Below are 14037 nucleotides of genomic sequence, written 5' to 3'. Positions count from 1 at the left end.
GTTAATAAAAATAAAAAATAATCGATTTTTTAAATTTTTAGATAAAACTAAATTAATATTTTTTCTTACGTTAATAAACCAATATAGATTGGCAAAACAAATTAAAAATATATCTATAGAGCAAAAAATTGATATTGTTATTAATAATACTCGTGCAACTAAATTTTACTTTATATCTAATATAAAATATGTTTGGGTACAACATGATTTAATAAAGGACTACTTTAAATTAAATTGAAGAGAAAAATTAACTAGATTTTTATCTAAATCTTTAAATGAAATTAAATGACCTAATATAGTTTTGTATTCAACAAAAGATAAAGATTATTTTCTTAAAAAATTTCCTAATAATAAATCCAATATTTTTTTAATAACTCCAGGGAGTGAGTCAAAAAGTAATATTTCTAAATACATGAATGAAATAAACTATCAATTGAAAAATCAAATTGCATTTATAGGACGCATTGATGACAATACAAAGAATATTAACTTTTTAAATTTAGTAGCAAATAAATTAGAAAAATACAATAAAGTAATACATGTTTATGGCAAAGGAAAAGATGAATGCTTAATAAAAAATAACAAAAATATTATTTTTCATGGAAGTTTTAACAATAACGAAATAAAACAAATATTTTCACAAATTAAAATATTATTAGTCCCATCTAAAAAAGAACCATATGGATTGGTTATATCTGAAGCTTTATGTCATGGCACTCCATGCATCATTTCTAGTAAATGCTTTCATCATGATTTTTTTATTAATGATAAAAGAGGATCTATTATTAATGAATTTAATCCAGATGATTGAGTAAAAAAAATAAATCATATTGTTAATTTAGATGCAACTCAATATAAAAATATGTCTGATGCATCTTTCAAATTTGCAGCAAGTGAATTATCACTAGAAAAATTTAATAATAAATGAATAGACTTAATTGAATCAATTTAATACATAAATTAATATTTTATCAATAGTAACATTAATGAACTAGCATAATACTTTTAATTAAACTACATATTAATATGGTTTCAAATAAAAATATAAATAATATTTCTCTAGTGTCTTCTCTTAGTATATTTATTAAAAGCTTATGTTTTAAAAGATAATAATTTTTGATTTAATTTAAATTTATTATCTGAAGATGTATACTCCAATTCATATTTAATTAGGAAAAATTAAATTTAAAAATCACAGAAATAAATAAATTCAGTTTAATTAATAGGATTAAATAATAAATATGTGATTTGCATATTTAGTCTGAAATTAACATTTTTTGATCCCAAGAATATAAAAATTATTGAATATCAGTCTAGATTAAAAATATTTAATCCTATTGTCATTTAGAAAAATTTAAAAACTAATTATTTAGATAAATTACTATTTCCTAATACTTATTAAATGAAAGACTTTATTAAAAATATAAATATAGAAATAAAATTATAAGATATTGTTATAAGTTATTATTAAATATCAAATTTGTAGATCAAGATTTAAGAAAAATAGCAAATCACGCACAATTAATTTAATTTACATAAATTAAAGTTATAATACTAATCTCAATATATCTTTTAAAATAATAAATTTTTTATCTAGTTAAACATTTTTTTAAATTTAAATAGAAATAATAATCAATAATCAATGAATTTTAACAAAAATAAAAATTACAGTTTTTCAATTATTATTCCTTATTACAATACCAAAATTGAGCAAACTAAATTTTGTTTGGAAAGTTTAATTTGCCAAGATTTAAATCTTTTAAAAGAGATTATCATTGTTAATGATGGTAGTAATGAAGAAAATAAGGAAGCATTAATTAAATTAGTTGATGATCTAACACACACACACACACACACAAAGCAGATCATTAAATTAATTCATCAAGAAAATAGAGGAGTTGTTATTGCTAGAAAAAATGGTGTTTACAATTCTAATGGTGAAATAATTTTATTTGTTGATCCAGATGATTGAATTATTGATCAAAATTGAATAGTCAAGCTAAATAATTATTTTTCCAAAAATATAATAGATCTTGTTGCATTTAAAGGAATAGAAGTAATAAATGAAAAAATAAAGGTTCCAAAAATTATTACAAAAATTAAATATTGTAAATGAACATTTCAAGAAACAATAAACTATGAAAATCAAATTGCAGTTTGAAGTTATGCATATAAAAAAAACATATTAATTGATCCAATATTTTGAAATTCATTAAGGTTGCCAAGAGATGATGCATACTTTAATGCTTGCCTCTTAAGCAAAAAATTAAATATTTTAAAAACAAATGAAATATTCTATGCATATAGAATTAATAACCCTGGTTCTATTTGTTGAAATTCTAAACAAAACACTACAAAAGATGAAATAAAAATATACACAAAATGATTTACTACATTTGAAAATGCAAATATTTTTAATAACAATCTCATTAAAGATTATTGAACATTTTGTTGCATTTACAAAACAATGAGTCAAGTAGGTGGTTTTAGAAGGATGAAAAAATGATGTATAAAACAAAAAATTAATTATCCTTCCTTAAAAGAAATAAAAAGTTTTTTACATAAATATAATCCATATGTAAATGTTAAAAAAATTTATATTTGACTTTGTATAAATATTTCAATTTGTGATTACTTATTCCCCATTTTTTATAAATTAATTATTAAACTTAAAAATAAAAAATTTACAAATAAATATTGCTAAACAATATTGAATAAATAATTGTTTTTTATAAAATATTTTCTATCTTTATAATTAAAACTTTTTAAAAATGTTTCATAATTCATACTACAAACATAAATTTACTTTTTATTGACTTTATTAAAATGAAAAAATTTTCAATAATTGTTCCATATTACAACACCAAAATTGAGCAAACTAAATTTTGTTTGGAAAGTTTAATTTGCCAAGATTTGAATCTTTTAAAAGAGATTATTATTGTTAATGATGGTAGTAATAAAGAAAATAAAGAAGCATTAATTAAGTTAGTTGATGATCTAACACACACACACACACAAGGCAGATTATTAAATTAATCCATCAAGAAAATTTAGGACTAGCAGGGGCTAGAAAAACTGGTTTTGATCATTCTAATGGTGACATCATTCTTTTTGTTGATTCAGATGATTGGATATGTGATAAAACCTGACTAAATAAATTAGATAATATTTTTAATACACAAAATGACATTAAATTAATACTATTTAATCATTTATCTATGAATAACCAAAAAATAGATAAAAGTGAATTAAACAAATACATTTATACAAATAAAAAAAATATTCAAAGTGAAATTCATAATTTAGATTTAAATTTTTTAGTCAACAACAAACTTGCTACAGAAATAGTTTGAAGATATGCATACAAAAGAGAAATATTATTAGATAGTGCTTTATGAAACTTTACAAAGTTACCGCATGAAGATGTTTATTTTAATTCATACTTAGTAAGTAAAAACTACAAGATTCTATTAACAAGTGAAATATTTTATATTTATAGAATAAATAATGAAAATTCTTTAATGTGAAATTCACAAAGATTAACCATTTTTGAGAAAATTCAAATTATTAATGAATGATTTACTATGTTTCCTAATTGAAATATATTTAATTTTCAAAAATGTAAAGAATATTGAATATGAATTCTTATTGGAATCACTTTTTCTAAGTTTGGTTTTAGAAAAATAATAAAAATTTTAAAAAAGAAAAACATTTTATATCCGCAATTTAAAGAAATAAAAATGTTTTGTAAAAAATTTTATTCTAACAAACCGTTTTTTAAAAAAATTTATATTAATTTGTGTTTATATGTTAATTTTTTTGATTATTTATTACCATTACTATTTTTAAAAATTTGTAAAATTTTTAATTTTATTAAAAGTACACTTAAGCAATAAATGTTTTTTTATAATTAAACTAATTTCAATTTATACTTAATTTAATATAAAAGTTATTTTTATTATGACAACAAACAATAGTTTTTCTATCATAATTCCTCACTACAACAAAAAAATAAAACAAGTAAAATTTTGTTTAGAAAGTTTACTTGTACAAAATTTAAATCTTTTAAAAGAAATTATCATTGTTAATGATGGTAGTAATGAAGAAAATAAAGAAGCATTAATTAAATTAGTTGATGATCTAACACACACACACACAAGGCAGATTATTAAATTAATCCATCAAGAAAATTTAGGCTCAGCAGCTGCTAGAAAAACTGGTTTTTATTATTCTACTGGAGATATTATTCTTTTTGTTGATTCAGATGATTGAATATGTGATAAAGTTTGATTAGATAAATTAAATAAAATATTTATTGAAAATCTAGACATTGAAATAATAAGTTTTAATCAATTTGATGTTCAAAAAGAAAATGATCAAATTTACCAAAATAACATTTATTACACAAAGAAAATAATAGATATAAATTGATATTTATGAAATATGTTTAGAACAAATGAATCGACAATTTCTATATGTAGATTTGCTTACAAAAGAAAATGTTTAGAAAATAAAGAATTTTGATATTCTCCAAAATTACCATTTGAAGATATTTATTTTAATGCTTGTTTATTAAAACAAAAATATACTGCAATTGTTACAAATAAAATATTTTATGCATATAGAGTTAATAATCCAGAATCTAATTTAACAAATGCAATGAAATTAAATATTATTCAAAGATTAAAAATATTCAATAAATGATTTTTAGAAAATGAATATTTAAATATAAATACATCCAAAATAATGAAAGAGTATTGAATTTGAAATTTTACATGTGATGCAATTTTAACTGTAGGATTTAGAAATTTAGAAAAAATAGCAAAAAATGAAAATATATTTATTCCTACTAGAAAAGAAATAAAGGAAGTAATAAAAAAATACAAGCCCTTTAAATTAATTCAAAATTTATGTTTTTATGGAATGGTTTTAAATCCTATAATTGATGTAATCATACCAAAACTATATCGTAAATTTTTTGCTAAAAATCAAATTAATATTTAAATTACTATAATATAATTTTCATTATGTACATATACTCATGCTTGTTAGTATTTTTGTATATAGATAAAAATTATGAATAAAATATTAATAATAAATCCAAAACCACATACAGAATTAGGTGGAATTGAATCTTATACTTCTAAGTTAATTCAAATATTTTTAAATAATGGTTATAAAGTATTTGAATTAAGTCAAATGCCATCAGAAGTTTGTAAAATTAAAAACCAACATCATAACTTTTATTTTATAAATCATCCATACTACATTAAATCCAAATTAGATTATAAAAAATACAACTTTTTAATTAGATACATCAAATTGTTTTGGATTTCCATAAAAGTTAATTGATTAGCTAAAAAAATAATTAAGCAAAATGAAATAAACATAGTTATCGATAATAATCTTACAACTTATATTTCGTTTATTAGGCGTGTTAAATACTTTTGGATTCAACATTTCAATGCTGAAATAGTTATAGGTACTAAAATAAGACGTTTGCTTAAAAAAATTTTATTTATAAAAGATAGATTTAATTTTCCCAATATTATTACATTTACCAAAAAAGATGTTGAATATCTTGTGGAAAATCATCTTGTCAAGATAAAAAAACAAAAAATACATCAAATTACACCTGGAATAGTATTAAAACTACACACACACACACACAAGCGAACGCAATCAAATTGCATTCATTGGTAGATTGGATAATAAACAAAAAAACATTCAATTTTTAAATAAAATAACAAATGAAGCTAATAAGAATAATCAACCAATTCAAATTCATGTTTATGGTGATGGACCTGATAAACATTTAATAGAAAATAATCCTGATATTATTTTGCATGGACCATTTAAAAATGAAAATATAAATTTGATTTTGAATAAAGTAAAATTGCTCTTGTTGCCATCAAAATATGAAGGTTTCCCGCTTATTGTTGTTGAAGCATTATCGCATGGAATTCCATGCATCATTGCTAATACATATTTAAATGCTAGCTTTTTAATTGATGATACTCGAGGTAAATTAATTGATAGTTTTGATTCCAAGTTATGATTAGAAGCAATTAATAAAATTATGAATTTGTCTAATAATGAATACAATCAATTAGTTCAAAATTGTATTGAATTTGCTAAAAATAATTTATCTCTTGAGCAATTTGAAAATAGATGATTACAAATAGTTAAAAATTAGTTTAAACAATCAAACATAATACTTAGTAACAAATTCAGTAAACATATAATAATCTATTATAATAAATAAAGTTTTAGTATTGTTGTTAAGGTACTACTATTGGTATATATATATATATATATATATATGCAACTTGGAATTTTAAAGGAATTTAAAGTGGTTTATATAATTGGGTTATTTTTGTTTTTAACACCTTTTGTAACAAAATTATTTAGCAACATTTTGGGTTTTACTAACATTAGACCATTAAGACCAATTTATTTGTTTTTAATAATTTTAAACTTTACAGTAACAATATTTGTTTCTAGTAATTTAGTAAATTTTATATTTTATGTTGTATGAGTCTATTTGATAACTATAATTCTTTTTTTAGGTTATCTTTTAATAAACTTTTTTAAAATAAAACAAGCAACTAGTAATTTTGTTTTGTTACCATATTTTTTCAAAAAAAATATTAAAAAAATAATGCATGAATCTATTCCTATTTTTATTAGTAGCATTTTCTTTTTATTAATTTGCTTATTTAGTAGTAGCAAATTTGGAGATACTGGGGCATACATTAATATATCCAATAATTTTAAAAATAACATATTATCTATGAGTTTGGATGGAAATAGTCAACCAAATAACTCTTCCAATTTATTCTCTACAATAGGTCAATATCAGTACTCAGGAATTTACTACATATATGCAGCTTGAAGTATTAATAATAATGTTATTCCATATTACATGTTTTTAAACCCTTTAATATATTGAATCATATTAAGTCATTCTATTAATGAAATTATTTTATTACTATATAGAGACAAAAAATGATCTTTATATTTGGCCATATTTGCACAACTTTTTTGTTTATTTTTAACATTATTTAATTTTTCTTGGATTACAGCAGCAAATAATAGTCCATTTGAAATTTTGTTTATATTGATAATTTATGAAATTATAAATACTTCTAAATGAAAAACTTATAGTACTAATTTATATTATCCTTTGTTTTCATTATCATTTTTTTCCATAACAGCTTACTTATTTTATTTACCTTTATCTATAGTATTTGTTTTAATATCCATATACAAAAAAGATTTAAAATTATTTGTTTTTAATTGTATATTCTTCTTTTTAACTTGCTTATTATTTTTAACATTATTTAAAGCTTTTTGACCAGGATTTCTAATTATTGTTTTAGCTTTTTTAATTTCATTTTTAACAACAAAATTTTTTTGATTACAAATCCAAAATTTTATTTTTATTATTTGGCATAAAATAAAAATTATTACATATAAATCATTTAATTTTTTTAAACCAAAAAAATGAATACATGAAAAAATAATTTTTATAAAAACAAAAATAAATAACACTTATCATGTAAATAAAATTTCATTAATACCTTTTATATTCAAAATTGTTGTATTAACATTGTTGTTTGCTTTTGCATTTTTATTAGTTCAATACAATAGTAACTATTATAAAATATCAATTTTAAGAATATTTCTATTAGCAATCACATCTGTAGGATTAATTTTTTGTTCTAAATCTATAAATGAAAATAAAAAATGATTTGAATTATTTTTATTTATTTACACATTATGATTTGTGTCAGAAATAGGAGGAACTATTAGTCATTTAGTGGTTTGAAACTCATCAGCTTGAAGATTTTTATATTTAAGTGGTAATTTTTGAATGACTTTTATTCCATATGTAGTCTTAATGATAGTTTTAACAAAAGCGTTTATGGAATTTAATTACAAAAATTTCAACATAAAAATAAAAAAAATTAATTTCAAATTAAATTTACAAAAAATTAGTATATATTTTGCATTATTTATAAATTTACTAATGTTTATTTTTATTCTTGTAATAAGATCTGGGGATTTTAGTAATTTAATAAATATATATTCATTAAATGTTTTTGAAAACATATACACATTCATTTCTAGTCCAACATTAAATTCATCTAAATTTTACTACATGGAATCTAGTATTGTGTCTAACTATTGCTTCAAATTAGTTTAAAAAATAATTATTTAAAAAACCATAAATTTAATTAACCAAAGTTATTAATATGCTTATAAAATTTTGGTAATAAATAATCTAGAAATGAAAAATTAATACACAAATTCATATATATTCATCTTAGTCCAGAATAAAATTTATATTTTTTAATAAAGTTTTTCATTTCTTGTAACTCAGGACAATTAATGTTATTTTTTTGACATAATTTTATCAAATTTCTAAATCCAATAGATGAAACTGCATTTTCTATAAATGTTGAGACTCAATATTCATAACAATCATATGACCTTCAAATATTTCAATCACTAAATGTTGTGAATCATTTAGAAAAAATAGATATTCTTTTTTTTATATCTAGTTTAGATGAATGATATGTAATTGAATTTATGCTATTTTTTCTATAACCATAAAGAAATTGATTTGTGCACAAACCTTTTAATTTTTTTGACAATAAAATTGAATTAAAATAAAAATCATCAAAAGGCATTTTCATGCTATTTCACATAACTTGATCTACTAATATAGATTTTTTGTATGCATATATTCATAATGTAACTGGCGTTCCAGGTTTAAAATTCTCATTGAAATATCAATTTAAATCAAATACTTTTAATTTATTTTTAATTTTAGGTTGTTTAAATTCTGTTACTTCTTCAAATGAACTAACACACTGAAAATTTATTAAATCTACATCATTGGAAATAAATAAATCATTTAGCTTAGTTAAGGCATTTTTATCACATATTCAATCATCTGGATCAACAAATAAAATTATATTACCTTTGGCCTCTTCTACTCCTTTTTTTCTTGCAAGAATAACACCTTTATTTGTTTGGTGTATTAGTTTTATAATAGATCTTTTATACTTATCATTTAATTCACTAACTAAACATACTAGATCTATTTCTTTATCAAGGTCACTACCATCATTAATTACAATGATTTCTTTAAGCAAATATAAATCTTGATTCAATATACTTTCTAAACAAAACCTTGTGTATTGTATGTTAGTGTTATAATATGGAATAATTACTGAAAATGAATTTTGCATAATCTTTTTTTTATAAAAAATACTTGAAATATTATGTATATTTTAAATAAATATTAAATATAAAAATTTAAAATTAATTTTTTGTATATTTTCTTAGGTATTTTTTAAAAAAATAAAGTTTTTAATTTCATAAATTAAGTAAAAATAATAGAATAAAATGTAGCAACTTTCACTTTAAATGGAAAAACATATATAAAACTAAATTTCTTATTTTTTCCAAATTTATTTTGATTAAATAATTTTATTACTAATAGAATATTTAAAAAAATACAAATATTTTTACCAAAATAGGATAAATATAAAATATATGTAAAAATAAAATTAAAATTTACAAAGTATTTATTTTTTTAATAATTGGTATTTTGGAAAGTAAAAATGAACACCAATACTTTTTCAATTATTGTTCCATATCACAACACCAAAATTGAGCAAACTAAATTTTGCTTGGAAAGTTTAATTTGCCAAGATTTAAATCTTTTAAAAGAAATTATCATTGTTAATGATGGTAGTAATAAAGAAAATAAAGAAGCATTAATTAAATTAGTTAATGATCTAACACACACACACACAAACAAGGCAAATAATTAAATTAATTCATCAAGAAAATTTAGGATTAGCTGGCGCTAGAAAAACTGGTTTTGATCATTCCACAGGTGATATCATTCTTTTTGTTGATTCAGATGACTGGATATGTGATAAAAAATGATTAAATAAATTAAATAAAATATTTAAAGAAAATTTAAACATTGATTTAATAAGATTTGATGGAATCAATACTTTTAAAGAAAATTTAAAAATAGAAAACCAAAAAATTAAAAACAAAATTATTAAATTAACTTTTTTTTATTCATTATTTCATGAAAATTATATAGCAGTATGAAGTTATGCATACAAAAGAAAATGTCTAAATAAAGTTAAGTTTTGAAATATATTAAATCTTCCTTATGAGGATGCTTATTTTAATGCTTCTTTACTAAGTGAAGAACATGAAGTTTTATGCACTAATGAAATATTCTATTGTTATCGAATAAATAACTTAAATTCAATATGTTGAAATAACAAAAATAAAACTGAAAAGTATGGATTAAAAGTTTATATAACTTGATTTACAAGTTTTTCAAATTGAAATGTTTGAAATTCAGAAATTGCACATGATTACTTAGTATTTTGTTGCATATACAAAAGTTTAGGTAAAATAGGGGGTTTTAGAAAAGCAATTAAATGAGCCAAACAAGAAAAAATATATTACCCATCTTTAAAAGAAATAAAATCATTTTTAAAAAAATATCAACCATATAAAGGTTTAAAGAAAATTTACATATGACTTCATGTTAATATTTTTATTTGTGATTATTTATTTCCTAAAATTTTGTTTAAAATCTATAATAAATTGGGTCTTTCAAAGAAATTAAATCAGTAAACAAAAATGACAAATTATACTTTTTCAATCATTGTTCCCTATTACAATACCAAAATTGAGCAAACTAAATTTTGTTTGGAAAGTTTAATTTGCCAAGATTTGAATCTTTTAAAAGATATCATCATTGTTAATGATGGTAGCAATGAAAAAAATAAAGAAGCGTTAATTAAATTAGTTGATGATCTAACACACACACACACACAAGGCAGATCATTAAATTAATTCATCAAGAAAATAAAGGACCTAATAAAGCCAGAGAAATTGGATTCAAAAATTCTGTAGGTGATATAATTCTTTTTGTTGATTCAGATGATTGGATATGTGATAGGCAATGATTGAATAAGTTAAATAAAATATTTATTGAAAATAATGATGTTGATATAGTTTTATTTAATTCAATTGAAATTGACAATAATAAAAAACTTAATACTAAGGAAAATATTAGTGTTAATGATAAAATTACTCAAAAAATAATTTGATCATTTGAGAATACTTTTAAAATAGGAAATAAATTTTTAATTTGTAGCTATGCCTACAAAAAGAATATATTTCTAGATAGTGTCTGTTTTAATTCATTAAAACTACCAAATGATGATGTATATTTTAATGCATATTTATTAAGCAAGAAATTAAATGCTTTTTGAACTAATGAAATATTTTATTGTTATCGAATAAATAATATAAATTCAGTTTGCTGGAATTCTAGAAAAAATAATATATTTCAAACAATGAAAATATACACAAAATGATTTACAAGTTTTCCAGAATGAAATATATATAATTCCCAAGAAGCATTTGATTATTTAACATATTTTTGTATTTATCAAAGTGTTGGTGAAATGGGAGGTTTTAGAAAGGCAATTAAATGGAGTAAAATAGAAAACACTTTTTTTCCATCACTAAAAGAAATAAAAATATTTTTAAAAAAATATAAACCTTATAAAGGTTTCAAGAAAATATACTTTTGGTTACATTTAAATGTGCCAATATGTGATTATTTACTTCCATTAATATATAATTGGTTTTGTAAATAATCAAATTCTAAAAATTTATTATATGAAAAAGATACTTATAATTAATCCTGCTCATCACTCTGAAATTGGCGGGATTGAAACATATTCAAAACACTTGATAAATAACTTGATTAATAATAATTATGTAGTTTTTGAATTCATATATAAAGATTATTGAGAAAAAAGTTTTAATATCAAAAAAAATAATTATCAACTTGTAGAAAAACCTAATTTTTTTAAAAATTTAAAAGTAAAAAATTTTAATAAACCCAATGCTTTAGATTTATTAAAAATTTATATTGGAGCTTACAAAATAAATAAATTTTTAAAAAAATTTATTGTAAATAACAAAATAGATCTAGTTATTTCTAATGTAGCCATAACACCAATAAGTTGTATGAAAAATACTCAATACATTTGAGTACAACATACAGATTATTCAAAATATTTAGAAAATAAACTATACTTACTAATTAAAAAAATATTTTTTTTGAAATCTTCAATGTTTTTTAGTAATGTTGTTCTTTATTCTGAAAAAGACAAAAAATATTTCTTATCAAATAAATTAATTAAAAAAACATCTAAAATTACATCAATAATACCAGGTCTTTCTCAAAGCTTTAACACACACACACACACACAAGCGAACGCAATCAAATTGCATTCATTGGTAGATTGGATAATAAACAAAAAAACATTCAATTTTTAAATGAAATAACAAATGAAGCTATTAAGAATAATCAACCAATTCAAATTCATGTTTATGGTGATGGACCTGATAAAAATTTAATTGAAAATAATCCTAATATTATTTTGCATGGACCATTTAAAAATGAAAATATAAATTTTATCTTAGATAAAGTAAAGTTACTCTTGTTGCCATCAAAATATGAAGGTTTCCCACTTATTGTTGTTGAAGCATTATCACATGGAATTCCATGCATTATTGCTAATACATATTTAAATGCTAGCTTTTTAATTGATGATACTCGAGGTAAATTAATTGATAGTTTTGATTCCAAGTTGTGATTAGAAGCAATTAATAAAATTATAAATTTGTCAAATGATGAGTACAATCAATTAGTTCAAAATTGTATTGAATTTGCTAAAAATAATTTATCTCTTGAGCAGTTTGAAAGCAAATGATTAAACTTGATTAATGAATAAATTAATTTAACATATTTTGAGTTAAATTAAAAAATACACACATTTAAATTAATTGTTGCTTATGAAAAAAATTTTAATAATAAATGTTAAACCTCATACTGAAATTGGTGGTATAGAAACATATTCCAAAAAATTAATAAATTTATTTCTAAAACAAAATTTTCAAGTATTTGAATTGCCATGTTCTTTTGATAATACATGAAATGAAGTTGATAGTAGCAATAGTAATGATAATTATCATTTGTTAACTAACACTACATTTTGAAACAAAACATGAAAAAATTTAATCGGACCATTTTTCAATACAATTAAAAAAAATAAGTTTATTAACAAAGTTATTCGTGAAAATAAAATAGATATTGTTGTTCAAAATAATTTTTCATTTCCAAAATTAAAATTTTTACCAAATGTAAAATATGTTTGAGTACAACATTTTGATTGATGATTTTATAAAAGCAATAAATATGCAGCATTTATTAAAAAAATTTTAAATATAAAAGATAATTTTTTATTTTCTAATATTGTTGTTTATACTAAAAAAGATAAGGATTATCTTCTGGCAAAGAAATTAGTAAAAAATAATACAAATATTTACTCAATAGTTCCAGGAATCATATCTTTTAACACACACACACACACACAAGCGAGCGCAATGAAATTGCATTCATTGGTAGATTGGATAATAAACAAAAAAATATTCAATTTTTAAATGAAATAACAAATGAAGCTATTAAGAATAATCAGCCAATTCAAATTCATGTTTATGGTGATGGGCCCGATAAACATTTAATAGAAAATAATCCTAATATTATTTTGCATGGAGCATTTAATCAAAAAAACATAGTTAATATTTTATCTAAAATTAAGGTACTTTTATTACCTTCAAAATTTGAAGGATTTGGTTTAGTAATTGCTGAAGCGCTAGCTAATGGAATTCCATGCATTATTGCTAATACATATTTAAATGCTAGCTTTTTAATTGATGATACTCGGGGTAAATTAATTGATAGTTTTGATTCCAAGTTGTGATTAGAAGCAATTAATAAAATTATGAATTTGTCTAATAATGAATACAATCAATTAGTTCAAAATTGTATTGAATTTGCTAAAAATAATTTATCTCTTGAGCAATTTGAAAGCAAATGATTAAACTTAATTAATGAAAAATAAATTTATA

17 protein-coding genes and 2 pseudogenes are annotated in these 14037 nt (G+C 20.4%); 18 read left to right on the top strand and 1 reads right to left on the bottom strand.

The window, feature by feature from the left end; all coding sequences use genetic code 4:
- The first annotated feature begins 88 nt into the window (after positions 1 to 88).
- The 9 genes and pseudogenes from T383_RS0103255 (at position 89) to T383_RS0103220 (ending at position 8209) form a co-directional block, all read left to right on the top strand.
- Positions 89 to 952: a glycosyltransferase family 4 protein gene (locus T383_RS0103255; RefSeq protein ID WP_033160237.1), complete on the top strand. Its 864-nt coding sequence runs from the start codon at positions 89 to 91 to the stop codon at positions 950 to 952.
- A gap of 690 nt (positions 953 to 1642) precedes the next feature.
- Positions 1643 to 2704: a glycosyltransferase family A protein gene (locus tag T383_RS03805; RefSeq protein WP_052664059.1), complete on the top strand. Its 1062-nt coding sequence runs from the start codon at positions 1643 to 1645 to the stop codon at positions 2702 to 2704.
- Positions 2705 to 2826: 122 nt separating this feature from the next.
- Positions 2827 to 3036 (top strand): glycosyltransferase, encoded by a 210-nt coding sequence (locus T383_RS0103245; protein WP_033160236.1) that lies wholly within the window; start codon positions 2827 to 2829, stop codon positions 3034 to 3036.
- Positions 3024 to 3080: pseudogene (locus tag T383_RS04015) on the top strand (hypothetical protein); the annotation flags it as partial. The gene T383_RS0103245 and the pseudogene T383_RS04015, both read left to right, overlap by 13 nt.
- Positions 3081 to 3218: 138 nt before the next feature.
- The gene (locus tag T383_RS0103240; protein WP_033160235.1) at positions 3219 to 3896 is read left to right on the top strand and encodes a hypothetical protein; all 678 of its coding nucleotides are present in this window, start codon (positions 3219 to 3221) and stop codon (positions 3894 to 3896) included.
- Positions 3897 to 3960: 64 nt separating this feature from the next.
- Positions 3961 to 5004 carry a glycosyltransferase family A protein gene (locus T383_RS0103235; RefSeq protein WP_033160234.1) on the top strand — a complete coding sequence of 348 codons (1044 nt, stop codon included), beginning with the start codon at positions 3961 to 3963 and terminating at the stop codon, positions 5002 to 5004.
- 72 nt (positions 5005 to 5076) lie between these two features.
- A complete protein-coding gene (locus tag T383_RS0103230; RefSeq protein ID WP_033160233.1) occupies positions 5077 to 5703 on the top strand; it encodes a glycosyltransferase family protein in 627 nt (208 codons plus the stop codon).
- 1 nt (position 5704) lies between these two features.
- Entirely contained in the window at positions 5705 to 6196 is a 492-nt protein-coding gene (locus T383_RS0103225) for a glycosyltransferase (RefSeq protein WP_033160232.1), read from the top strand.
- Between the two features lie 180 nt (positions 6197 to 6376).
- Positions 6377 to 8209, top strand: a complete 1833-nt coding sequence (locus tag T383_RS0103220; protein WP_156940256.1) for a hypothetical protein — start codon at positions 6377 to 6379, stop codon at positions 8207 to 8209.
- A 31-nt stretch (positions 8210 to 8240) separates the two neighbouring features.
- Here T383_RS0103220 and T383_RS03800 read toward each other — a convergent pair whose 3' ends face one another.
- Positions 8241 to 9260, bottom strand: coding sequence for a glycosyltransferase family 2 protein (locus tag T383_RS03800; RefSeq protein WP_052664058.1), 1020 nt, complete (start codon positions 9258 to 9260; stop codon positions 8241 to 8243).
- A gap of 375 nt (positions 9261 to 9635) precedes the next feature.
- On the opposite strand from T383_RS03800, the gene T383_RS0103210 reads away from it, so the two are divergent.
- The 9 genes and pseudogenes from T383_RS0103210 (at position 9636) to T383_RS0103180 (ending at position 14030) form a co-directional block, all read left to right on the top strand.
- Entirely contained in the window at positions 9636 to 9848 is a 213-nt protein-coding gene (locus T383_RS0103210; protein ID WP_033160230.1) for a glycosyltransferase, read from the top strand.
- On the top strand, positions 9841 to 10680 hold the full coding sequence (locus T383_RS04010; protein ID WP_084269120.1) for a glycosyltransferase: 840 nt from the start codon (positions 9841 to 9843) through the stop codon (positions 10678 to 10680). Before T383_RS0103210 ends, T383_RS04010 begins: the two co-directional genes overlap by 8 nt.
- Before the next feature lie 6 nt (positions 10681 to 10686).
- Positions 10687 to 10902: a glycosyltransferase gene (locus T383_RS0103205; protein WP_033160229.1), complete on the top strand. Its 216-nt coding sequence runs from the start codon at positions 10687 to 10689 to the stop codon at positions 10900 to 10902.
- A pseudogene (locus T383_RS04005) lies at positions 10851 to 10973 on the top strand (glycosyltransferase family A protein); the annotation flags it as partial. The gene T383_RS0103205 and the pseudogene T383_RS04005, both read left to right, overlap by 52 nt.
- Positions 10974 to 11015: 42 nt before the next feature.
- Positions 11016 to 11714, top strand: coding sequence for a hypothetical protein (locus tag T383_RS0103200; RefSeq protein ID WP_033160228.1), 699 nt, complete (start codon positions 11016 to 11018; stop codon positions 11712 to 11714).
- Positions 11715 to 11736: 22 nt separating this feature from the next.
- Positions 11737 to 12402 (top strand): glycosyltransferase family protein, encoded by a 666-nt coding sequence (locus T383_RS0103195; protein WP_033160227.1) that lies wholly within the window; start codon positions 11737 to 11739, stop codon positions 12400 to 12402.
- Positions 12369 to 12860, top strand: a complete 492-nt coding sequence (locus T383_RS0103190) for a glycosyltransferase (protein WP_033160226.1) — start codon at positions 12369 to 12371, stop codon at positions 12858 to 12860. Before T383_RS0103195 ends, T383_RS0103190 begins: the two co-directional genes overlap by 34 nt.
- Positions 12861 to 12921: 61 nt before the next feature.
- Positions 12922 to 13569, top strand: coding sequence for a glycosyltransferase family protein (locus T383_RS0103185; RefSeq protein WP_033160225.1), 648 nt, complete (start codon positions 12922 to 12924; stop codon positions 13567 to 13569).
- Positions 13536 to 14030 carry a glycosyltransferase gene (locus T383_RS0103180; protein WP_033160224.1) on the top strand — a complete coding sequence of 165 codons (495 nt, stop codon included), beginning with the start codon at positions 13536 to 13538 and terminating at the stop codon, positions 14028 to 14030. The genes T383_RS0103185 and T383_RS0103180 overlap by 34 nt, the downstream gene beginning before the upstream one ends.
- Positions 14031 to 14037 lie beyond the last annotated feature (7 nt).

The sequence above is a fragment of the Mycoplasmoides alvi ATCC 29626 genome, from assembly GCF_000701785.1.
Classification (GTDB): domain Bacteria; phylum Bacillota_I; class Bacilli_A; order Mycoplasmatales; family Mycoplasmoidaceae; genus Mycoplasmoides; species Mycoplasmoides alvi.
Note: the sequence above shows the minus strand (reverse complement) of the source record. Positions and strands in the feature narration are given on the sequence as shown.